The 21,820-nt window shown below is 65.6% G+C and carries 16 protein-coding genes; 8 read left to right on the top strand and 8 right to left on the bottom strand.

Going from position 1 to position 21,820, the window contains the following annotated elements:
• Positions 1–439: 439 nt before the first annotated feature.
• The 4 genes from G3446_RS09890 to G3446_RS09875 all read right to left on the bottom strand — a co-directional run bounded on the left by G3446_RS09890 (position 440) and on the right by G3446_RS09875 (position 4,776).
• Positions 440–1,762 (bottom strand): GGDEF domain-containing protein, encoded by a 1,323-nt coding sequence (locus G3446_RS09890; protein WP_164452667.1) that lies wholly within the window; start codon positions 1,760–1,762, stop codon positions 440–442.
• Between the two features lie 612 nt (positions 1,763–2,374).
• Positions 2,375–2,638: a hypothetical protein gene (locus G3446_RS09885; RefSeq protein ID WP_164452666.1), complete on the bottom strand. Its 264-nt coding sequence runs from the start codon at positions 2,636–2,638 to the stop codon at positions 2,375–2,377.
• 53 nt (positions 2,639–2,691) lie between these two features.
• Positions 2,692–2,952 carry a hypothetical protein gene (locus G3446_RS09880; protein ID WP_164452665.1) on the bottom strand — a complete coding sequence of 87 codons (261 nt, stop codon included), beginning with the start codon at positions 2,950–2,952 and terminating at the stop codon, positions 2,692–2,694.
• 660 nt (positions 2,953–3,612) lie between these two features.
• The gene (locus G3446_RS09875) at positions 3,613–4,776 is read right to left on the bottom strand and encodes an AraC family transcriptional regulator (RefSeq protein ID WP_164452664.1); all 1,164 of its coding nucleotides are present in this window, start codon (positions 4,774–4,776) and stop codon (positions 3,613–3,615) included.
• A 354-nt stretch (positions 4,777–5,130) separates the two neighbouring features.
• On the opposite strand from G3446_RS09875, the gene G3446_RS09870 reads away from it, so the two are divergent.
• The 6 genes from G3446_RS09870 to G3446_RS09845 all read left to right on the top strand — a co-directional run bounded on the left by G3446_RS09870 (position 5,131) and on the right by G3446_RS09845 (position 12,473).
• Positions 5,131–5,850, top strand: coding sequence for a hypothetical protein (locus tag G3446_RS09870; protein ID WP_164452663.1), 720 nt, complete (start codon positions 5,131–5,133; stop codon positions 5,848–5,850).
• A gap of 295 nt (positions 5,851–6,145) precedes the next feature.
• Positions 6,146–8,713, top strand: coding sequence for an arylsulfatase (locus G3446_RS09865; RefSeq protein ID WP_209262335.1), 2,568 nt, complete (start codon positions 6,146–6,148; stop codon positions 8,711–8,713).
• A gap of 90 nt (positions 8,714–8,803) precedes the next feature.
• Positions 8,804–9,154, top strand: a complete 351-nt coding sequence (locus G3446_RS09860; protein WP_164452662.1) for a hypothetical protein — start codon at positions 8,804–8,806, stop codon at positions 9,152–9,154.
• Positions 9,155–9,529: 375 nt separating this feature from the next.
• Positions 9,530–10,096, top strand: coding sequence for a copper-binding protein (locus tag G3446_RS09855; RefSeq protein WP_164452661.1), 567 nt, complete (start codon positions 9,530–9,532; stop codon positions 10,094–10,096).
• 824 nt (positions 10,097–10,920) lie between these two features.
• A complete protein-coding gene (locus G3446_RS29115; protein ID WP_164452660.1) occupies positions 10,921–11,253 on the top strand; it encodes a twin-arginine translocation signal domain-containing protein in 333 nt (110 codons plus the stop codon).
• Positions 11,254–11,324: 71 nt separating this feature from the next.
• Entirely contained in the window at positions 11,325–12,473 is a 1,149-nt protein-coding gene (locus tag G3446_RS09845; protein ID WP_164452659.1) for a PqqD family peptide modification chaperone, read from the top strand.
• A gap of 82 nt (positions 12,474–12,555) precedes the next feature.
• On the opposite strand, the gene G3446_RS09840 is transcribed toward G3446_RS09845, so the two are convergent.
• From G3446_RS09840 to G3446_RS09830, 3 genes are all read right to left on the bottom strand, one after another.
• The gene (locus tag G3446_RS09840; protein ID WP_164452658.1) at positions 12,556–15,195 is read right to left on the bottom strand and encodes a PKD domain-containing protein; all 2,640 of its coding nucleotides are present in this window, start codon (positions 15,193–15,195) and stop codon (positions 12,556–12,558) included.
• A 227-nt stretch (positions 15,196–15,422) separates the two neighbouring features.
• On the bottom strand, positions 15,423–16,769 hold the full coding sequence (locus G3446_RS09835) for an ATP-binding protein (protein WP_164452657.1): 1,347 nt from the start codon (positions 16,767–16,769) through the stop codon (positions 15,423–15,425).
• A complete protein-coding gene (locus G3446_RS09830; RefSeq protein WP_164452656.1) occupies positions 16,766–17,434 on the bottom strand; it encodes a response regulator in 669 nt (222 codons plus the stop codon). The genes G3446_RS09835 and G3446_RS09830 overlap by 4 nt, the downstream gene beginning before the upstream one ends.
• A gap of 475 nt (positions 17,435–17,909) precedes the next feature.
• On the opposite strand from G3446_RS09830, the gene G3446_RS09825 reads away from it, so the two are divergent.
• Both G3446_RS09825 and G3446_RS09820 read left to right on the top strand, forming a co-directional pair.
• Entirely contained in the window at positions 17,910–19,229 is a 1,320-nt protein-coding gene (locus G3446_RS09825; RefSeq protein ID WP_164452655.1) for a DEAD/DEAH box helicase, read from the top strand.
• A gap of 222 nt (positions 19,230–19,451) precedes the next feature.
• On the top strand, positions 19,452–19,733 hold the full coding sequence (locus G3446_RS09820; RefSeq protein ID WP_164452654.1) for an RNA recognition motif domain-containing protein: 282 nt from the start codon (positions 19,452–19,454) through the stop codon (positions 19,731–19,733).
• Between the two features lie 162 nt (positions 19,734–19,895).
• On the opposite strand, the gene G3446_RS09815 is transcribed toward G3446_RS09820, so the two are convergent.
• Positions 19,896–21,818, bottom strand: coding sequence for a monovalent cation:proton antiporter-2 (CPA2) family protein (locus G3446_RS09815; RefSeq protein WP_164452653.1), 1,923 nt, complete (start codon positions 21,816–21,818; stop codon positions 19,896–19,898).
• Between the last annotated feature and the right edge of the window lie 2 nt (positions 21,819–21,820).

Below are 21,820 nucleotides of genomic sequence, written 5' to 3'. Positions count from 1 at the left end.
CGCAGTGCGGGAAATCTGCATGCTGCGTTTGACGAGGGGGGCCAGGGGCGACCCTGGCCTCTACTCTACCGGTTCCAATTGCCGAATCTAGGTCTAAGGCAGGCCCTGCGGCCAAGGTCCCGATGGGGCGGTGGCCTGGATGTCAGTCCACCAATTCCGAAGCGCGGCACATCTCGAGGTCTGCTTGTCTCCTGTCTCCTCCCGACGCCGATCCTGTGAGTCCTGCAGGGCTGCGGGCTCTCGGGCCGTCATGAGGCCTTGGTGTCGTTCTTCCGCCCTGTTCTTCGCGCCCGATGCGAGACCTGCGCTCCGCGGGTGCCGATTCCGCGAAGGTCGCGCCAGGTACTGACCAGGTGCCGATTGGCCTTGGGCTTGCTCCTAGCCCATCGGAGGATCGCGCGCCGCGTGAGTCCTGTTGGTCGGCGCGCATGCTTCGGTGCTACGAGGCCTCCCGCGCTGCGCGCGCATCCGAATCCGTCGAGTCTAGGTCATGGGTGAAGAAGCGATACTTGCCTCTGCCCTGGCGCTTGGCGCGATAGAGCGCCTTGTCGGCACGGCAGACGAGGTGCTCGAAGTCCTCGCCATCGTCCGGGTAGAGGCTGATTCCGATGCTGCAGCCGATCTTGATTGCCTGACCCTCGATCTCAATGGGCTCCTGCAGCGCGTGGATGACGCGCGCCGCTACACCGGCAACCGTCAGGTGATCCGCGGCATCGCCGACGAGCAGCAGGAACTCGTCACCGCCGTGTCGGCAGACGGAGTCGGCGTGTCTCAGCGAGTCGAGCAAGCGGATCCCGACGGCCCGCAGGAGGAGGTCGCCGGCGCCGTGCCCCATGCTGTCGTTGACCTCTTTGAACTTGTCGAGATCGATGAAAAGGACGGCGGCCGTGCCGCCGCTGCGGGCGATCATCTGATCGAAGCGGTCTTTCTGCAGGCGCCGATTCGGGAGTCCGGTCAGCGCGTCATGGGTGGCAAGGAACTCGCTGCGCGCCACGGCCCGCCTGCGCTCCTCGATCTCGCGCTGAAGGGTCCGGTTCGACCGGCCCAGCTGTGCGTTGCTCGCCGTCAGAGAGCGCACGAGGCCCTCGTTCTCGAGCTTGAGCTGGATATCGCGGTTGACGATCTCGCTGACCTGCCAGGCCGTTGCGAGCATGGTGATCTCGAAGGCGATCGCGAAGCCGGCCATGATCAACGAATCCGGGTCGGCCCGCCAGACGAATGCGCCGATGAGGCAGGCCATCATCGGAAGGGTGAACCCGAGATAGAGGGATCGCAGCGCGCCGATGGTCGCCACCGCAGCGGCCATCATGCCGCCGATGATGAAGGGGGCGAAACCGGTTTGCAGTGGGCTGGCGTAGCCCACCAGCAAGATGCCGAGCACTCCCCAGCAGAAGCCGTTGATGGTCACGACGACAAGCAGGCGGCGCGCCCAGACGCTGGGCGGAAGCGGCCGTTCGGGGGCCTGCCGGTCACGGGCCAGCTTCAGCAGCCAGCGCGCGGCGGCGATTGCCAGCATGACGGTCAGCCATGCGGCCGTGATCACGCCGGGCGTGCGCTGCAGGATGATGAGCACGGCCAGGAGGGCGGCCAGGATGTTGCCCGCGAGGGCGGGCCGCGTGTTGTGGTAGACCAGGGCGATCCGCTCGGCCCGGATCCGCTCGGTCAGCGCGTTCGCTGGCTCGGAAGATCCGCGAGCGCCGGCAGCCGAGCCCTTCGCTGGGGGGCGGCTGGAATCTTGGGCGCTGCGGGGCTGAAGTGACATTTAGCTGTGCGGTGACCGTCCGAAGGTGCAATCTCGATCCAGCCGGGGCGATTGGTTTGCCGCGCTGGGGCGGTGTCTCAGTTCGTTCGAGCGCGCCAAGCCGGTCTGGTCCTGATAACCCTGAGCCCAATTGGAGCAGTCAGCTTCCGGCTAACAGCCGCCAGCGGAGGAAACTCATGCAGTTGCCGGATTTGCCGGCCGACCAGCCGCTCACTCGTTGGGTGACTCGGAGAAGCTCTGAAAGCAGCTCCAAAACAAAGCCTTAAGCTGGCTGCTGGTGGCCGGCAGCGCTTTCTAGGCTGAAGCGTCAAGCAAGCACAGCACCTGTCGCTCGCTGGCGCCAGCCCTGATCCTAGATTCGGCAATCGGAACCGCAAAGGCGCGAAGGACACGAAGAAAAACAGAGGCTTGCATCGCTGCGTCGCTTCACCCTCTGGGTGAGCATGGCTTCGCAGACAAGGTGTTGAAATCCTTTGCGCTCTTTGTGCCCTTTGCGGTTCAACAGCTCTTTTTGGGGTCAAGATTTCGCGAAGCGGCAAACATCGGCAATCCTCCATGGAGAACGGGGTCCGAAGACCCAGTTTCCGGTCGCGTCTTGGTGACGGATGCCGATTAGAGCACCGAGACCTGACCGCTGATGGCGTTCTGCGTTTGGCTCGGTGCGGCGACGTTGAATCCGCCGATCGCGTTGCTTTGATCGATGGCGACCGCCTGCTCCTGTGCGAGCAGGTGTGTGCCCAGGTCGATCTCGGGGGCGTTGACGATGCCGAAAACAGAGCCGAAGACGTCTCCGGCGAAGGCATAGCCGCCGCGCACACCGCTCATGGCTGCCGTGCCGAGGGTGTGGTCGGCGCTCAGGTCGGCGATGGTCATCATGGCTTTTCTCCTCATCTCAGGCTGTATGTCGACGTCTTTGTGCGGGGGGCGGCTCAGATCGCGACCTGGCCGGAAACGCCGTTCTGGGTCTGGTCCGAGATCACCAGATTCAGTCCGCCGATGTTGCCTGCCTGATTGACGGCCAAGGCTTGCTCCTGAGCGAGCAGGTGGGTGCCATAGTCGATCGTCGGCGTGTTGAAGATCCCGGTGCCGAGGAAGGAGTCGAGGTCGCTCAGGGCGAAGCCGCCGCGGACGTTGGTCATGGCTGCGGCGTCGAGGTCGCGTCGGACGGTCAGATCGTTGATGGTCAGCATCTTGGCTCTCCAGTTGGTGTCGAATGGCTCTTGTCGGCGCGCTGTCGAGGCGCTTACAGGAGTTATAGCAGACGCTGTGCCAATATTTCTTGAGGCCCGTAAACTCCTGTTAAACTGTGCTTTTATGCGTTTTCGGTCGTTCGGCAAGGGGTGAAGTTGGATGCTCTGTTGGGGGATTGCGAACACTTGCGGAGAGAGTGTTTGTAGGTGTCTGCGCGAGTCGGGGGCCGGTTATCCCCGCATCCTGTGACTAGGTCTGTGGGTAAGCTGTGGGTGGGGACGCCAGGGTGGCCTTGGCCGCGGCATCGCGGCTTTGTGCTCGCGGATTGATCACGCCGTCGCTAAGGCGATTGCCGGAAATTCTTATACCAGGTGGCGCCGGATTGAGGTCCGCCTTCAAGGAGCGCCGACGGGAGCATCGCTGGGCGATGTGACTGGCGGGGCGACACAGAAGGCGGGCGTCAAGACAAGCCAGATGGTATGGGAATTGACAGAAATCGCCTAAGAGAGCTGCCAGCCGCCATAGGTCGCAGGCGCGCATGGCGCTGGGAGTGTTGATCTCCGGGTCAACAGGCAGGTGTCTGCCTGGAGGCCGGCACTCCCAGCTTCGATGGCGCCCACATCAATGCCCAGGATCGCAGCTTGGAGTGAAACGCGGTACTAGCCAGGCCCTGCCGCCTCGTTCGCGGCCGCCCGGTTGCGCCTGGGGCGAGCCTCGCACTCCTGCGCGCTCCAGCGCTCTTGTACCTGTGAGCTGGGCTCGGGCGCGCGCTGGGTCCGATGGTCGCGGCGCCATTCGCTGGGTGGTTGTCCGGACCAACGCTTGAAGGCGCGAATGAAGGCGGTTGCGTCGGCATAGTCGAGCGCCGCGGCGATCTGAGACAGCGGCACGCTTGTATCCGTGAGCAGGCGGCGGGCGGTTTCGTAACGGATGCCATCGAGCTCCCGACGGAACGTGGTTCCCTCGAGCTGGAGGTGCCGGTGCAGCGTGCGCTCATGCATCCCCAGCTGGCTCGCGATGACGTCGACTCGGCATTTGCCGTCGGCCAAGGTGCGCCGCATCAAGCCCTGCGCCTCGCTCGTGAGGCTCGAGTGCCGATTGGCATGGAGTCGCGTCGCGACTTGCTCCAAATGACGGTGCAACAGCGGATCCGCGCTCCGGACGGGCTCGCTCAGACAGTGTGTGGGAAAGCAGAGGCTGCTTTGGGGCGTGTCGAACCTCAAGGGTGCGCGGAAGAAGCGTCGGTAGGGAGCGACCTCTTGCGGCGCTCGCCTGGAGAGCAGCACCTCCGTCGGATTCCAGCTGCCTCCACAGAGTTTCCGCATGATCTTGCAGATGACGGTGATCGCAAGGTCGTAGATCTGCGCGAGGGCTTGGACACCAGAGAGATGGGCGCTATAGCCGACGCGCGCTTGCCCGCCCTCGACGCTCAGCATCACCGTCGCGCCGCGATCATGCAGATCCAGGTAATGCACCAGGTCGTCAAGCGCCGTTTCCACGTCGGGCGCGCACTGGAGCATGAAGCCAGTGACGCCGAGCGCAGAGACCTCGGCGCGCTCGCCCAGGAGCAGGCCAAGCTGCTCGCAGCCAGTCGTCGCGACGGCGTGTGCCAGCAGCCGACTGCCGGCGACGAAGGGAACCTCGGCATCCGGGTCTTCGAGCTGGGTGGGGTGGAAACCTGTGTCGGCGAAAACGCGGCGCGGATCCGCGCCGAGCTCGGCGACCAGCGCATGAAGATTCATCAGCGGGCCGACACGGACTCCACCTTCCGTTGGCGCCCTGTGCTCATGGGGCGGCAAGCCATGGCCTCGCTCTCGTCGCATGATCCACGCTCTCCGTACTTTTGTCCGAAAGTGTCAGTCAATCGTCCTGAGATGACAAGACGAGCCTGAGCGCGTCTGCTTTACTGACTCCGTGATGCCAAGGATTGCTGCCGTCCGAGCGCGCCGGAGGGGCTCTGCATTATCGACATCGATATCGACAGGGGCTGCGGGCGTTGGAGTCTTGCATGTGTCTGAGAGTAGCAATCACAGGGGCCGCCGCTTGGGGTGGGTGGCTCGATTTAGAATCGAGGCATTGGTGAGGACGAGACTTTGATGGGCCTATCCAAGAGATCGAGCACCAGGGGTGGGGCGAAATCGGGTTGGGGCGCTTCGCTCCTGGCGGGCGCCCTAGGCATGGGCGCATCTGCGGCGACGGCCGCGGACTGGGAGTACGGCGTTTCCATCTATGGCTGGTTTCCCAGCCTGAGCGGCGATCTGAAGTACAGCCCGCCCGGCTCGGGCGGGGGTATCGACGTAGATGCGTCCAAGATCATCGACGCCCTGCAAATGACCTTCATGGGGTCGTTCGAGGCGCGCAACGGAGATTGGTCGGGCTTCACCGACGTTATCTATCTCAAGCTCGCGGGCGACAAGTCCAGGTCCGTGAGCGTACCGACCGGCGCGACGCGCACTCTGCTGGATGCCGACCTGGACATGAAGGGCTGGCTCTGGACGCTCGGTGGCGCCTATAGGCTTTGGCGCAACCAGGCGTCTCACCTCGACGTCCTCGTTGGCGCGCGTCTCTTCTCCCTGGACACAGATCTCAAGCTGACGGGTGGCGGGCCGCGGCAGCGCGACGGCAAGCTGGGCCGATCGGTCGATCTGTGGGACGCGCTGCTTGGGGTGAAGGGCCGGCTCGCGCTCAATGAGCAGTGGTTTCTGCCCTACTACTTGGACGTCGGGACAGGCGGCTCGGACCTGACCTGGCAGCTGTCCGCCGGCCTTGGCTATGCCTTCGATTGGGGTGACGTCACCCTGGACTACCGCTATCTGGATTATGACCAGGGCGGCGACAAGCTGCTGCAGGGTCTCGCGTTCGGAGGCCCCAAGCTAGGGGTTTCCTTCCGATTCTGACTCCGAGTCCGGCCTGCATCAGCCCACGGGCAGGTTGCGGCCGACGACTGGGCGCTCCGGCCGCGCTTGGCAGTCATTTCGAATCTTCATCCTGGATTCGGCGATTCAAACCCTGAAGGCGTAAATAAAGCCTATAAAAACAAAGATTTGTCCGGCGCATGTCGTTCATCTGCCGGGTGGGCAAGATCTGCTCCGCAACGAATTGAAATCCTTTGCGCGCTTCGTGCGCCTTGCGGTACGTCAGCTCTTTTCAAGCTCATTTGAGCTCCATCCGGCCGAGATAAGGAGGCAAACCATGAGTTTCCCTGATCGCGAGACGAGACCGCGCAGCTGGTGGTTCGTGATATCCGCCTTCATGGCAGGCGCACTCACCGCCGGCAGTGCGGCAGCAGCGACGCCTGAGGTGAGCGGCGAGCTTGGCTCGCCGGGCGCGACGACCACCATCGACGGCAAGCAACTACCGGCTCCGCAGCCGGCCTTCGGCGGCGTCATCGAGGAGCAGGCCCTGCAGTCCAAGCCCTGGTGGGCCCCGCGCATCGTGCCGCCCAAGGAGGCCCCGAACATCCTTCTGATCATCACCGACGACGCCGGCTTCGGCGTGCCGAGCACCTTTGGAGGCGTCATCCCGACGCCGACCCTGGACCGCGTCGCCAACGCGGGGCTTCGCTACAACAACATCCACTCCACCGCGCTGTGCTCGCCATCGCGCGCCGCGCTGATCACCGGTCGTAACCACCACTCGGTCGGCTTTGGGGTGATCTCCGAGCAGTCCACCGGCTTCCCCGGCTACAACAGCATCATCCCCGAGGACAAGGCCACCATTGGCCGCATCCTGCGCGACAACGGCTACGCCACGTCCTGGTTCGGCAAGGACCACAACACGCCGGCCTTCGCCGCCAGCCAGGCGGGTCCGTTCGACAAGTGGCCCACCGGCCTGGGATTCGAGTACTTCTACGGCTTCGTCGGCGGGGATGCGAATCAGTGGGAGCCGAATCTGTTCCGCAACACCACCCAGATCTATCCCTTCAAGGGCAAGCCGGGCTGGAACCTGATCACCGGCATGGCCGATGACGCCATCGATCACATCAACCGCCTCAATCAGGTCGATCCGGGCAAGCCGTTCTTCGTCAAATACGCCCCGGGCGCCACCCATGCCCCCCATCACCCGACCAAGGAGTGGGTCGAGAAGATCAGTGCGATGAAGCTGTTCGATGACGGCTACGAGAAGCTGCGCGAGCGCATCTTCGAGAACCAGAAGCGCCTCGGCGTGATCCCGGCGGACACCCAGCTCGAGCCCTGGCCCAAGGACGTGCTCAAGCCCTGGGACGAGCTGACCGCGGACGAGCAGAAGCTGTTCATCAAGCAGGTGGAGGTCTTCGCCGCCTACGCGGCCTATACCGATCACGAGATCGGGCGCGTCATCCAGGCCATCGACGACATGGGCAAGCTCGACAACACGCTGGTCATCTACATCAACGGCGACAACGGCACCAGCGCCGAGGGCGGCCTGCTGGGTACGCCCAACGAGGTGGCCTACTTCAACGGCGTTACCGAGATGCCGGCGGAGACACAGCTGAAGTGGTACGACGTCTGGGGAACCGAGCAGACCTATAACCACATGGCGGCCCACTGGTCCTGGGCCTTCGACACGCCCTTCACCTGGTTCAAGCAGAACGCCTCCAAGCTCGGCGGCATCCGCCAGGGCATGGCGGTGATGTGGCCCGAGCGGATCAAGGACAAGGGCGGGCTGCGCGAGCAGTTCATGCACCTGATCGACGTGGTGCCGACCATTCTCGAAGTGACGGGCATCGCGGCGCCGGAGACCGTCGACGGCATCGCGCAGGCGCCGATCGAGGGCGTGAGCTTCGCCTACACCTTCGATGCCGAGAACGCCGACGCGCCCTCCCGGCACAAGACCCAGTACTTCGAGATGATGGGCCAGTACGCCCTCTACCACGAGGGCTGGCTGCTCAGCACCGAGGTCAACCGCGCCCCCTGGGAGGCCTTTGGTACGGCCAACCCCGACCCGCTGAACAACCAGGTGCTCGAGCTCTACAACCTCGAGGAGGACTTCAGCCAGTCCAACAACATTGCCGATCAGCATCCGGAGAAGGTCAAGGAGCTCAAGGCGCTGTTCATCGATGAGGCGAAGAAGTACCAGGTGTTCCCGCTGGACGCCTCGGTGGCCACGCGTCTGGCGGCACCGCGTCCCAACATCACCGCCGGGCGCAACGAGTTCGTCTATACCTATCCGATGACCGGGCTGCCCCAGGGTGATTCGCCGTCGCTGTTGAACAGCTCCTACACCATCACCGCGGAGATCGAGGTGCCCGAGGGCGGTGCCGAGGGTATGATCCTCACCTCCGGCGGGCGCTTCGCCGGCTACGGCTTCTACTTGCTGGACGGCAAGCCCGTGTTCCTCTGGAACCTGATCAACCTGAAGCGCATCAAGTGGGAAGGTCAGGAGGCTCTGTCCCCCGGCAGACACACCGTCGAGCTCGACTTCGAGTACGACGGACTCGGCGCCGAGACCCTCGCCTACAACAACATGAGCGGCGTCGGCCAAGGCGGCACCGGCACGTTGAAGGTGGACGGCGAGGTGGTCGATACCAAAGAGATGAAGCGCACCCTGCCCATCATCCTGCAATGGGACGAGGCCTTCGACATCGGCTCCGACACGCTCACCGGCGTCAACGACGACGACTACAAGCCGCCGTTTCCGCTGACCGCCAAGCTGAACAAGCTGACCATCAAGGTGGACAGACCGACGCTGAGCGAGGAGGACATCAAGAAGCTCGCAAACACCCAGGCCATCGCGGTGGACGGCAACCCGATTCACCACATGCAGGGCGGGCCTCATTGAGATCGCGCCGTGGCCCGCAATCACTCCCTTTCGGAATCGTCGTCTGGCGACCGAAGGGGGAGCGACAATCCGAGAGAGAGGTATTGGCCGATGATCCGCAGCACGCAGGTCGCCCCGCTGTCCTGGGCCTTGAGCATGGCGGCGGCCCTGTCCGCCTGCGCCCAAAACCCGGCGGTTTCGGACCGGCTGGTGGAGAACAGAGGCGCCGAGGGGTTTCTCGATCGCATCGAGCAGAGCTGCGGCACCCTTTCCGTCGGACACCAGCAGCTGAAGTACCTGCTCGGCGAGAGCAGCGACGACACCTATTTCATCGACGAGACCAGCAAGCTCTATTTCGGCCGGGTCGACAAGCGGACCTACGCCACGGATCTCGAGGCCTTCTATCCAGGGGGAACGACCCAGTCGGCGCTGGACTGTATCTTCGCCCAACTGGACGACTGAGGCTTCCAAGCTGGCGGTGTCGCGTGATGACCAAGGCCGAGCTGGCGAGGCCAAGTAGACCGGAGCCCATCATTAGCGCGCCATTCCAACCGCAAAGGCCCGCAGGGCGGTAAGAAGGGCGAAGCATTGGCCGATGCGGAACGACCGTCCGCCGGGCGGGCGAGATCGGCTCCGCAAGGCATCGAAATCCTTCGCGCCCTTGACGCCCTCCGGGTTTCACCGCTGGTGCGGCTCGACCTGACAGCGAGCGCAGCAGGCCGTGACGCGTGTTTCCCGAGCCGTCATCGAGTCTGCTCGATGATGGCAAGCTGGGCGACTTCCTGGCGCAGTCGGCTCAGCCTCTTGTGAACTGCCAATCCCAATAGGAGCACATCCATGAAGCCATCGCGTTACCCGACGACACTCGCCTGCGCAGCCACCTTGGGGCTGCTGACTCTCCTCCCTATCGCGCAAGCCGAGACCACCCCAGTTGCAGGGGCGGCGGTCTCCTCGGAGCTCAGCGGCAAGGTGGCGGTGGTCAATCAAGAGAAGCGGATGCTAACCATCGAGACTGCTGAAGGGCGCTTCGAGGTGGTCCATGTCCCCGACGAGGTGCAGCGACTCGATGAGATCAAGATCGGAGATCAACTCACCATCACGGAGACCACGCTCATCCTGGTCGAGCTGCGCAAGGGCGCGGATGCTGGCACGATGGGCGTGCAACAGGATTCGAGTATCACGCGCGAGCCAGGTGATAAGCCCGCGGGCATGATGGTCGATTCCGTGACAGTTACAGGTGTCGTTCAGGCGATCGATCGGGATGCGGGCAGGGTAACCATCATGGCACCCGAGGAAACCATGACCTTCGAGGTGCAGGATCCGGCAGTGCTCGCCGATGTCGAAACGGACGACAGCGTCAGCGCCTCCTATATCCGTGCGATCAGCGGCAAGGTCACGCGTTGACAGCGTCCGAGCGGCGCACTCCATAGTCTTCCGTATGTAACGGCGGACATGGCGGACATGGCGGAAATCCGCTCCAAGCGGCCGCCATGTCGCGTCAACCCCTCCGAGGCCGGCTCGCCCGGCTTCATCGCCCCGCGGCGGTCCGGCCGCCCAGGCTCTAAGGCGATTTCTCAAGATCGCCGGACCAACAGCCTATGGCACTCGGGAAGCCCATGATGCTCCGCAAACGCCTGGGCGGATGAGGGCGCGGGACCCCTGATGGCTCATCGATCCCGCGTCTCCCGGAGGCATCGCCCGCAAGTGGGCTCCTACCGAGAAGAACGCGTCGGAGCCCGCTTGCGGGCGATTGGTCTGAGGATTCTCGGAAATCGCCTAACGCCTGGTAGCAGGCGCTGTCGAGCTCGACCCCGCGCGGGTCTCGAAGCCGGCGGCCTCGAAGCCGAAATCCAAGCCGTCGACGCCTGTGTCGACGGCTGATGGCTTTTGGCATGTACGAGATGCTTTCCTCGAGGTCTTCCTTGGGCAGGGGGGCGAAGATCCATCGTCCTATGAATACGTGAGGAGCGATCCACTCCCTTCGCCGACTTGTTCATATGCCATACTTGGGCCGTCCAAGGCCCTGCTAGGATAGTGCCTTGTCGGTGGAGTTTCGGCAGCCTTCCCGCGGCTTCCGGCCCGACGGCGAAATCGACGTCACCAGCCGCAGCTGGGATGGATCATCGGCTGGCTGCCTCCTGGGATCTGCCCTTCCATTCTGCACTCGAGCCGCGCGAGGGTGCTGCCTCGGCCGGCTCGAGACTCGAGCGACAAAGGAGTTTTGAGCGATGGCGAAATCCGAATCAAAGACTGCGCTGGATGCGGCACTCGAGCAGGTGCCCGCGAGTCGGCGCGATTTCCTCAAACGGGTCCTCGGCGGATCGGCTGCCGTTGCCGCCTTGCCGCTGATCTCTAGCGAGGCCGCGGCACAGCCTCCGCTGCCCTTGGGTATCGGAAAGGGCGTTTTTGCTGCGGGCGCGGCAAAGGGGGCGGCTCGGCCCGCGGCGCCATCCGGCAAGGGTGGCGGTGGCGCCCCGCGCTCGCGCGGGGGAAAAGGCGGTGGCGGTGGTCGGTCATCTGGTGGCAAGGGCAGCAGTGGGGGTGGCAAGAGCCGTCGGTAGTCGGTCCTGTCGCTGAGAAGAATGCGGGCGCTTGCCTCGGTGGAGGGAAGCGCCCGCTGCGCCAATCCCTCATGCTTAGACCTCGCCTCAAGTCGAGTCTCCTGACCTGCCCTGGTGACGAAGGGCTGCTTGCCTATGATCCGCTCTCGGACCGCATCCATCGTCTCAACCCGGTTGCCTCGCTGATCTGCGAGCTTTGCGATGGGCGGCGCAGTGTCGAGGAGCTAACGTCTATCGTGGCACCCCTGATGGCGGAGAGCCAAGGGTGCCAGGTCGACGCCTTCATCACGCAGGGTCTGGAAGCCGGTTTGCTGGAAACGGCTCCCACGCCCGCACCTGCGATCGATCCGGCCAGTCTCGCCAAGCAGCTCAGGGACCAGGACAAGCTGGAGGCGGCCTACATCTGCCAGTTTCACGCCGCGGAGCAGACCCCGGAAGACGCGAATCTCTGGGCGACCCTGGGCGAGCTGAGTCACATCCTCGGCCGCCGCGAGCAGGCGCGTGCCGCCTACGAGCGCTATCTCTCGCTCCGGCCCTATGACGCCGAGATCCGCCATCTCCTCATCGCCCTGCGCGACGAGCCCCCGCCGCCACGGGCCGACAACGACTGCATCCAGCAGCTCTACGAGCGCTTCTCCACCTTCTACGAATCCAACATGCTCGAGGAGCTGGACTACCAGGCGCCCCGGCGGCTCGCCGCCTTGGTCGCCGAGCTCATGGGCGAGCGCACCGGGCTCAGGGCGCTGGAGCTGGGCTGCGGGTCCGGGCTTGCGGGTGTGGAGATTCGGGATAGGTGCGATCACTTGGCCGGGATCGACCTGTCGCCACACATGCTGGAGCTCGCGCGCGGGCGCGGCATCTATGATGCACTGGAGCAGGCAGAGATCGGCGCCTGGCTCCAAGCCTGCGAGCAGAGGTTCGACCTCGTCCTGGCCTGTGACGCGCTCATCTATTTCGGCGATCTCGGTGAGGTGATCGCCGGCGCCGCGTCCTGTCTCGAGCCGGATGGCCTCTTCGTCTTCTCGCTGGAGCTGGGCTCGGAAGCCCCCTATCGGCTCAATGACAATGGCCGCTACAGTCATCACCCCGACAGCCTGCGCGCCCTGGCTGGCGGTGCCGGCCTCGAGGTCGTCCGACTGGAGCAGGGCTATTTGAGGATGGAGTATGGGGAGGAGGTCGAAGGTCTCTTCCTGGCCTTGCGCCTCGCCAGCCTGGAGTGACCCTCGGGGCTGCGCCCCGATCTGGTGATTCCTTACTCGTCGCTGGCCCGCGGCGCAGGGTGCTCCGCGGGCCAGCGGCGGTCTAGTCGCGCTCCTCGCGACTCAGCGAGAGCCCACGCTCGGGGCGTGAGAAGTTGTGGCAGGCGGCGCAGTCCTTGCCTTCCTCCTGCACGTGACGACGATGGACGTCGGAGAAGTCCCTGTCCTCGCGCTCGTTCTCGTGGCACTGGCTGCAGATGGCGTCCAGGTTGCCGTTCAGCGTGGCCTGACCTGTGCCGATGACCGCGCTCGGCGCCGTGCGCAGCGCGTAGCCCAGTCCTTCCAGATCGAGCTGCCTGGGTCCGCCCGACAGCGATGCATGGCAGGAGCCGCAGCCTCGGGCTTCGCCGCCGAGCGCATTGTCCTCCGGCTCGACACCGTGATTGATGGTCTGGTAGGTGAACACCGGGACGATGGTGGTGCTCGGGGGCGTCTCCGTGCTCCCCGGCGTCCCGTCGCAGACGCTGCTCGTCGGCGCGTTCGGCTCGTCCAAGCCAAGTCCCACGGCCACGGCGCGACAGAAGCTGCCGGTGCGGAAGAATTCGAAGGTCGAGTGGCCGACCAAGGTGTTGGTCAGGTCGTTTCGGGCCAGCTTGCTCCAGTGCGGCTTCATCGGGTAGAGCTTGGCGCCGTCCGATGCGACATCGCCGTTGGGCTGACCCAGCACGTAGGTGGCATCGCCCGGGTTGAAGGCCCCGGCGAAGCTGGCGGCGATGGTCGCGTCGAGCGGCACCGTCGGAACATCGTCAAGCGATTCTTCCAGATAGAGCACCTCGCTGGTGCCGTCGAACCAGGCGTAGGTCGGGATGAGCGACGTGCTGCCGAGTCCGCCCTTGTCCTCGCGCGGCAGCCAGCCGCCACGCCCGTTGCAGGCAGCGGCGGAAGGATGCGGATCCTGCCAGTCGCGTGCGACCTCTGTCCCGACGTTGGCCTTGGCGTAAGCGGGGATGTGGCAGGTCTGGCAGGCGACGCGCATGGCGTGCTTGTCGCGGCTGCTGCCTCTGGTGTTGCTGAAGTCCTCGTGCGGCCTGTCGTCATGACAGCCGCCGGTCTCGCAAGTGAAGCGATCCTGGACATCGTTGGGCCGCAGATCGAGTCCACGGCCGCGCATGCGGTGGCTTTCGCCGGCGTCGCCGACCGCGCTGTGGCAGTCCGAGCAGCTGAGGTCGGCACCGTTCGGGCTCATATGCATGTCCAGGGTGACGCTGGGATTGGCGTTCTCCTTCGCCATGTCGCCACGCTTGGTGCCGTCTCCGCCGCCGGCCCCGGCATGGCAGCTGAGACAGGACATGCGCGTCGTGGCGTGGACGTTCTGTGCCGCCTGGAGGGTTGTGATGGGCATGGGCGACATGGGGACGCTGCCGGGCAGGGTATCGCTGCCTGCGGGCAGGAACTGGAAGTCGCCGCTGACGGGGTCGACATTCGGGATGCCCGAGAAGCCGGTGCGAGCTAGCGCCGCCCCGTCGAGCCGGACCAGATCGCCGTCGCTGTCCTCCGTTAGGTTGAGGAGGGAGAAGTCAGCGAAGCCCTGGCCGCTCGCGGTCCAGTCCGGGAACCGCTTGTAGCGCTCCTGGTGACAGGTCAGGCAGTCGATGTTGGCGAGCTGTGCGTGGGCCTCGTCGGATGCGGGATCGAGCTGCTCGAAGAGGGACTGCGCCATGGGGAAGCGGCCGTTGCCGACATGGCAGCCCGCACAGGTGAAGCGCGGCGAATTCTCGTGGGTGCCGCAGTAGGTGTTGATGCCGGTGGCGACCAGGTCCCCAGCCGCCTTGGCCGGGCGCTCTCCCGCCGCCGCGAAGTCGCCCGGGATGTTGGTGACGAAGTCGAAGGCGCCGCCCTGCTGATAGTGCACCGAGCCGTGCATGTCGCGGGCCTCGTTCTGGTGGCATTCGACGCAGACGGCCGGGCCGGTGTAGGCGGTGATATTGCAGTGCTCGGGAATCGGCGAGGTGCAGCCGACGACGGGGCCGTCGGAGACGGTCGCGGTCGTGGTGGATGGCTGGGAGGTGGCGCCGCTGTCGTCGGTCACAGTCAGGCTGACCGGATAGGTGCCGGGCGTCGCATAGCGATGACTGGGATTGGCGCTGGAGCTGCCGCTGCCGTCGCCGAAGCTCCAGGCATAGCTGCTGATGCTGCCGTCAGGGTCGCGTGAGCCGGCGCTGCTGAAGGCGATGTCGGCGCCGGGCGCGCCGCTGTAGGGGCCATTGGCGTCGGCGATCGGCTGCTGGTTTTCGTCGCCGGGCGCCTTGGGCGCGCAGTCGGAGGGTGCCCTGTAGACGTCGCGCTCGGCGGTCTGGCCGTCCGACTGGAGGGCGCGCACGCGACAAGGGACAGGACGTGGCCTCTCTTCGCGGATGGACCAGGAGCCGTCTCTGCCTTCGGTCTCATCTGAGCCGAGACGCTGAGAGGCATCATAGGCGTTGACCAGGGTCACGCGCGATCGGGAGCTGCCTGATCCGCTGACCCGTAATCGTCGCTCCTCGCGATCCCAGGACGCGCGCTCGATGCTGAGTCGGGTGCTCGACCCTTCGTGCTCATCATCATCGTCGTCTGCACTGGCTGGGCATGGCGCCAGCATGACGGCCGTCGCCAGGGCGGCAAGGGCCAATGGGAGCCGCGCCCTGGGTCGGCTCGGTCGCGTGGGCGGTCCGCCTGGGATGCGGCGGTCTTCGGTTGCGGTCATCTCTGTCTCCTGTCGATCTCTCGATGCGCCGGGAGTCCCGTGCGCGTGCCGCGCTCGCGGCCGATCGCGGTTCGCGCGGCGATGGGCGAGCCGCTAGGGAGGGCGCGCCAGCTTGGGACGCTAACCCCTGCCGCCTTAAGAAAACCTTAAGGCGGCAGCTGAATTTGGAGTGAGACTGCCTCTTGGATGGAGGCCTTTCGCGCAGCGCGGGCACTGCCCGCCTCGGATCAGGCCAACCGTCGGAATCTGACTTCGACGAGCAATCCTGTAGCGCCTGTCTCGGCGCCCAGCAGCTCGATGTCGAGGCCATAGATGTCGCAGATGCGGCGGACGATGGACAGGCCGAGTCCAGCGCCAGGCGCGGTCTGTCCAGCCGCGCGATAGAAGCGGTCGAAGACCCGCGCGCGATCCTTGGCGGAGATGCCAGGGCCGGAGTCCTCGACGCTGAGGAAGGCATGCTCGCGCCTTGCCTTGATGCTGACCCTGACCTGTCCGCCGGGGGGCGTGAACTTGATGGCATTGTCCAGCAGGTTGGCGACGAGGACGGCGAGCGGCGCCGGTGGAAGCTCCACCAGGACGGGGTCGTCAGGCGGACACTTGGCGGCGAGCGTCACGCCTCGGGTGTCGGCCATGACCGACTTGTCTTCGATTGCCTCGCCGGCCACGGCGGCGAGCGAGCAGCTCTCCGCGCCGCCGTCACCGACAGAGTGGTGCAGGCGCGAGAGGACGAGCAGTTGAGAGATCAGGTGACTCGCGCGGTCGATCCCTTGAGTCAGGAGATCCAGCGCCTGGTCACGCTCTTGTGCCCGCTTGCTGCGCCGCGCGATCTGCGCGTGGGCGCGGATGATGGTGAAGGGTGTGCGCAGCTCATGGGAGGCATCGGCGGCGAAGTGGCGCTCCGCCGCCAAGGCGCGATCCAGACGCTTCATGAGTCCGTTCAGCGCCAAGGTCAGGGGGCGGATCTCGATGGGGCTGCGGCTCGGGTCGATGGGGTCGAGCTGCTCCGCCGAGCGATGCGACACCTGGCTCGTCAGGCGCCCGAGTGGGCGCAGTCCGTCAGTGACCGCGAGCCAGATCAGCAGGACGGCGAGCGGCATGGACCAGAGAATCGGACGCAGCGCGTGCACCGTGAGGTACTGGATCAGCTCATGGCGGATGGCGTAGCTCTGGCCGACGAAGACGATCTCGTCCGTGCGGCCGGTCGGCAGCCCGAAGACACGCCAGTGCGTGTCGGCAATCCGGTGATCGGAGAAGCCCGGCGCATGGGCGAGCGGCTCGGGTGGCGCCGCTCCGAAGGTACTGATCAGCTTGCCTTGCCGCCACAGCTGGAAGCTGATCATGGACTCATAGGGATGTCCGATGGGCGTCAGCGCCTGAGGCTGACTCGCCGCGTCCGGCAAGCTGCCTTCGCGGGTGAGCTGGAGCAGGACATGGGCGGTCTGGGCGAGCTGGGCGTCCATCAGCTCGCCGACCTCGTGCTCCGAGCGGTCAAGGGACACGGCGGCGACGGCGATCCAGATGGTCGCCCAGACGACGAACAGGGAGAGCAGTAGACGGTGCCGGATGGATCTCATTGGCTGGGCTCCGAGATCAGCTTGTAGCCGACGCCGCGCACGGTCAGGATGCGCGCCTTGCCGAGCTTGGCCCGCAAATTGTGGATGTGGACCTCCATCGCATTGCTCTCCAGGCCGTCTTCCCAACCATAGCTCGCGGCGAGCAGGCGCGTCCTGGGGACCACATGATCGGCCTGCGCGATCAGCGTCTCCAGCAGGCCGTACTCCTTGGGAGAGAGCTCCAGGACACTGCCCGCGAGCGTCACCCGGTGGTTGCGGGTGTCCAGCTCCAGGGCGCCGGCGCGCAAAATCGCGGCCGCATGACCGCAGCTGCGGCGTGACAGGGCGCGGATGCGGGCCGTCAGCTCGTCCAGATCGAAGGGCTTGGCGAGGTAGTCGTCCGCCCCGGCGTCGAGCCCTGCCACCTTGTCCGCGACCGTATCGCGTGCCGTGAGAATGAGGACGGGCAGCTCGAGGCCCTTGGCTCGAAGGTCTCGCAGCAGGGCAAGCCCGTCCCGGCCCGGCAGGCCCAGATCCAGGATGGCGACGTCGAAGTGCTCCACGCGCAGCGCATGCTCCGCGAGCGCCGCGGTGCCGACCCAGTCGGCGGCGTAGCCGTCCTGGGCGAGCCCGGTCTTGAGTGCCGGGCCGAGCAGGGGGTCGTCCTCGACGATCAGGATGCGCATGGTCTCGGCATGATGCCCCGAGTATCCGCGGATTGCTTGCTCCGATGCTCTGAGGCGATTTCCAAGGGGCTTCGCCGCAAAAAGCGAGCTTGACGGCGGAAGGCCGCAGACCCAGGCGGGGCGGGGAACGGATGAGGCGCGCCCCCGCAGACCTTGGCGGTCCGTTGGGATGCGACGACTCGCTGCCTGGGCAAGCATAGCGTGGGAGCGCCGCCCCGGTGGGACGAGGCCGGCTCCTACGCAGCGAGCGTCTCGCCCGCCGCGAGCGACTGAGATCCAAGCTGTGGAGCCCGCCAGCGATTTCGCTTTGCATTTCCCCAGCATTCGCGTATTGTGCATCCCAGATTCAGCGCCATCCGGTCGGCGCGCCCCGTCTCTCGGTTGATATCCCTCATACAGGCTCACCCGTTCAGATACTTCCCTCACTGCCTAGACCGGCCCAGCAAATCCTGGGTAGGCCGACCCAGGAGCATTTATGTCCTTTGCTGAGCTCGGCCTGTCGGCCGAACTGCTGCGCGCGGTCGATGCGCAGGGCTACACCCAGCCCACCCCCATTCAAGCCCAGGCGATTCCCGCCGTTCTCTCCGGCCGCGACGTGCTCGCCGGCGCCCAAACGGGTACTGGCAAGACGGCCGCCTTCACCCTTCCCATGCTGCAACATCTGACCCAGTCCAAGACACCTGGCCGCCTGCCGCGTGCATTGGTACTGACCCCGACGCGCGAGCTCGCCGCCCAGGTTGGCGAGAGCGTGCGCACCTATGGTCAGCACCTGCCGCTGCGCGCCTTGCAGATCTTCGGTGGTGTGGGCATGGGCCAGCAGACGACGCAGCTGCGCCGCGGCGTCGACATCTTGGTCGCGACTCCGGGCCGACTGCTGGATCACGTGGGTCAAGGCAATCTGGATCTCTCCAAGATCGAGCTGCTCGTCCTCGACGAAGCGGACCGCATGCTGGATATGGGCTTCATTCACGACATCCGCCGCGTGCTGCGGCTGCTGCCGGGCGAGCGCCAGAACCTGCTGTTCTCCGCGACCTATTCGCGTGAGATCGAGCAGCTCGCGACCGGTCTGCTGCGCAATCCGCAGCGCATCGAGGTGGCGCGCCGCAACACGGCCGCCGAGACGGTCTCGCAGCTGGCGTATCCCATTGCGCGCGAGCACAAGCGTGCCCTGCTCTCGCACCTGATTCGCACGGGCGGCTGGGACCAGGTCCTGGTGTTCACCCGCACCAAGCATGGCGCGAATCGGCTCGCGCAGCAGCTCGAGCGCGACGGCATCACTGCCGCCGCCATCCACGGCAACAAGAGCCAGGGTGCGCGCACCCGAGCCCTCGCCGACTTCAAGAGTGGCGCTGTGCGCACTCTGGTCGCGACCGACATTGCCGCTCGCGGGCTGGATATCGACCGTTTGCCCTATGTGGTGAACTTCGAGCTGCCCAATGTCGCCGAGGACTATGTGCACCGCATCGGCCGCACCGGTCGCGCGGGTGCGGAAGGAGCGGCCGTCTCCCTGGTCAGCCCGGATGAGCGTGGCTTGCTCGCCGGGATCGAGCGTCTACTCGGTCGGAGGGTCCAGAGCCAGCCGATCGTGGGCTTCTCGGATCTACCCGCGACCGCGGCCGGCGAGGCTAGTGAGGCCGAGCATGACCGCAGGCGGCAGGCACCGGCTGGACGAAAGCACCACCCACGCCCCCGCGTGGAAGGCCGCGACTCCGGCCGCGGCGACGCGAAGCCGCACGCCCGGCCGCGCGGACGCAAGGCCTCTGGTGGGCGATCCAGGCCTCGGGCGACGGTTTGACCGCTAATCGCGACCTGAGGTCAGTGCAAAGCCTGCCTCGGCATCGGCGCCCGATGCGCAGACATGCGTCTGTGCCGAGAGCCGCCGCTTGGCCGGCGGCGCCATATGACAGACTCCGCGGCTTGGCCTAGGCCGATCCGCAGCTCCTTCAGCCGACGCGCGCATCGGTTGGCTGCAGGCAACTACTTTTGATGCGCAGACCCTTGAGAGAATACGAGACTAATGAATATCTATGTTGGCAACCTGGCTTACGCCGTGACCCAGGACGATCTACGCGAAGCATTCGCCACTTATGGCCAGGTTGAGAGCGCCAATCTGATCACGGATAAGTTCACTGGCGACTCCAAAGGCTTTGGGTTCGTCGAGATGCCGAACAACTCCGAAGCCGATGCCGCCATCAAGGCCCTGAACGAGACCCCGCTGAAGGGTCGTCCGCTTCGCGTCAACCAGGCCAAGCCTCGCACCGAGCGCCCCTCGCGCGGTGGCGGCGGCTCGCGCTGGTAAGCTGGTCGCTGGCAGCGATCCGCTGCCGGCTTCCACACCGGGTCGCCTGATCCGGGAAAACGACGAGCGAAAGCGAGGCTCGCCAGCGGATGCTGGTGGGTTTCGCTTTCGCTCGTTGTCGTTTCCGCAAGCGCACTGGTTACGCCGACGCTCGATCGCCCGCTATTCCTGCGCGCCCTTGGGTGGCGGGGTCCAGCCGCGCTCCGTGCGATCATGCAATTGGAGTCTGTCCGTCTCCATGAGCGCCGCCAAGGTCTCCCGATGCTCGCGTGCCCGCGCGAGGAGGGCCCTGTTCTTGGCGACATCCGGGTGCTCGTCCCAAAGCTCGTAGAGCTGATCCAGTCCCGCCTCGTCGTGCCGCCGGAAGGCGCGCGCCATCTTCTCCACCTTGAAGGGGTGCATCCCCAACTGCTTGAGTGCTTCCGCGCCCAAGCGCAGCGAGGCGTCGAAGACCTCCCGTAGCGCGACATCCGCCCCCGCCTTGCGCAGCAGGTAGAGGTGATTCACGTCGAAGGCCCGCGCGAGCACCTTGACCGAGGGGTAGCGCCGCTTCACGTACTCGACCAGCTGCACCGCGCGGTCGCGGTCGTCGATAGCCACGATCAGCAGCTGCGCCTCCTCGATTCCCGCGGCCCGCAGTAGGTCCGGCCGGGTCGCGTCGCCGAAGAAGCTCTTGATGCCGAAGCGATGCTGTGTCTCGATCTGTGCCGCCTCATGGTCCAGCACCACGGTGCGGATTCCGCTGGCGATCAGCAGTCGGTTGACGATCTGACCGAAGCGTCCGATGCCGGCGATGATGACCGGCCCTTGCTCGTCGATCTCGTCCGCGTCCGTCGGCTCGACGCCTGATCTGTGTGGCTGGATCAAGCGGTCGTAGATGACGAAGAGGGCCGGTGTCAGCAGCATCGACAGGGCGACGACCAGTGAGAGGAGCTTGGCGTCCGCCGCGGCGATGACGCTGTTGCTCAGGCTGAAGTTGAGCAGCACGAAGCCGAACTCGCCGGCCTGCGCGAGTCCCAGCGTGAAGAGCCAGCGGTCCGTGGTCTTGAGGCGGAACAGCCGAGCCAGTCCGAAGAGGATGCAGCCCTTGAGAAAGATGACCCCAATGGTCAGCCCCAGCACCGTGGTGAAGTCGCCGAACAGGATCTCGAAGTCGATTCCTGCGCCCACGGTGATGAAGAAGAGTCCGAGCAGCAGGCCCTTGAAGGGCTCGATGTCGGATTCCAGCTCGTGGCGGAACTCGCTGTTGGCCAGGATGACCCCGGCGATGAAGGTGCCGAGCGCGGGCGAGAGGTCCACCAGTGTCATCAGCAGGGCGATGGCGACGACCAGCAGCAAGACCGCGGCGGTGAAGATCTCGCGCAGCCTGGACTCGGCGACGAAGCGCAGCAGGGGGCGCGAGAGAAAGTGTCCGCCGAGCAGGACGGACGCAATGGCGCCCAGCACCACGAGCCCGTGGGCCCAGCCGGGCAGTCCGGCCACCAGGCTCAGCTCGGCGGCGTGGACTAGGGTGTCGGCGTCCGTGGCCTCAGGCGCGTGTACCAGCGCCTCGGCGTCGATCAGCATCAGCTCAGGGCTGGCCAGGAGCGGCAGCACGGCGAGCAGGGGGACCAGGGCGATGTCCTGAAAGAGCAGGACGGAGAAGCTGGACCGCCCGCCCTGGGTGCTGGTCAGTCCCTTTTCGGTCAGGGTCTGCATGACGATGGCGGTGGAGGACAGGGAGAAGATGAGTCCCACGGCCAGTGCGAGTCGCCAGTCGGCGCCAAGGGTCAGGGCCGCGAGCGCAATGAGCGCGGCGGAGAGCGTGACCTGAAGTCCGCCCATCCCGAGCAGGCGCGTGCGCATGGCCCAGAGGGTGCTCGGGTCCAGCTCCAGGCCGATCAGGAAGAGCATCATGACGACGCCGAGCTCGGCGAAATGCTGGATCTCAGAGGTCTCGCTGCCGACCAGACCCAGGGCGGGGCCGATGACGATGCCGGCGATCAGATAGCCCAGGACGGATCCCAGCCCCAAGCGCTTGGCGATGGGCACGGCGATGACGGCCGCGCAGAGATAAACGAAGAGCTGGAAGAGCATGCCGTCCATGC

The organism is Thiorhodococcus minor (assembly GCF_010820565.1).
Lineage (GTDB): Bacteria > Pseudomonadota > Gammaproteobacteria > Chromatiales > Chromatiaceae > Thiorhodococcus > Thiorhodococcus minor.
Note: the sequence above shows the minus strand (reverse complement) of the source record. Positions and strands in the feature narration are given on the sequence as shown.

Excerpts from the sequence above, each read along its gene's own strand:
- G3446_RS09890 (WP_164452667.1), bottom strand. The coding sequence starts at position 1,762 with ATGTCACTTCAGCCCCGCAGCGCCCAAGATTCCAGCCGCCCCCCAGCG.
- G3446_RS09885 (WP_164452666.1), bottom strand. The coding sequence starts at position 2,638 with ATGATGACCATCGCCGACCTGAGCGCCGACCACACCCTCGGCACGGCA.
- G3446_RS09880 (WP_164452665.1), bottom strand. The coding sequence starts at position 2,952 with ATGCTGACCATCAACGATCTGACCGTCCGACGCGACCTCGACGCCGCA.
- G3446_RS09875 (WP_164452664.1), bottom strand. The coding sequence starts at position 4,776 with ATGCGACGAGAGCGAGGCCATGGCTTGCCGCCCCATGAGCACAGGGCG.
- G3446_RS09870 (WP_164452663.1), top strand. The coding sequence starts at position 5,131 with ATGGGCGCATCTGCGGCGACGGCCGCGGACTGGGAGTACGGCGTTTCC.
- G3446_RS09865 (WP_209262335.1), top strand. The coding sequence starts at position 6,146 with ATGAGTTTCCCTGATCGCGAGACGAGACCGCGCAGCTGGTGGTTCGTG.
- G3446_RS09860 (WP_164452662.1), top strand. The coding sequence starts at position 8,804 with ATGATCCGCAGCACGCAGGTCGCCCCGCTGTCCTGGGCCTTGAGCATG.
- G3446_RS09855 (WP_164452661.1), top strand. The coding sequence starts at position 9,530 with ATGAAGCCATCGCGTTACCCGACGACACTCGCCTGCGCAGCCACCTTG.
- G3446_RS29115 (WP_164452660.1), top strand. The coding sequence starts at position 10,921 with ATGGCGAAATCCGAATCAAAGACTGCGCTGGATGCGGCACTCGAGCAG.
- G3446_RS09845 (WP_164452659.1), top strand. The coding sequence starts at position 11,325 with ATGCTTAGACCTCGCCTCAAGTCGAGTCTCCTGACCTGCCCTGGTGAC.
- G3446_RS09840 (WP_164452658.1), bottom strand. The coding sequence starts at position 15,195 with ATGACCGCAACCGAAGACCGCCGCATCCCAGGCGGACCGCCCACGCGA.
- G3446_RS09835 (WP_164452657.1), bottom strand. The coding sequence starts at position 16,769 with ATGAGATCCATCCGGCACCGTCTACTGCTCTCCCTGTTCGTCGTCTGG.
- G3446_RS09830 (WP_164452656.1), bottom strand. The coding sequence starts at position 17,434 with ATGCGCATCCTGATCGTCGAGGACGACCCCCTGCTCGGCCCGGCACTC.
- G3446_RS09825 (WP_164452655.1), top strand. The coding sequence starts at position 17,910 with ATGTCCTTTGCTGAGCTCGGCCTGTCGGCCGAACTGCTGCGCGCGGTC.
- G3446_RS09820 (WP_164452654.1), top strand. The coding sequence starts at position 19,452 with ATGAATATCTATGTTGGCAACCTGGCTTACGCCGTGACCCAGGACGAT.
- G3446_RS09815 (WP_164452653.1), bottom strand. The coding sequence starts at position 21,818 with ATGGACGGCATGCTCTTCCAGCTCTTCGTTTATCTCTGCGCGGCCGTC.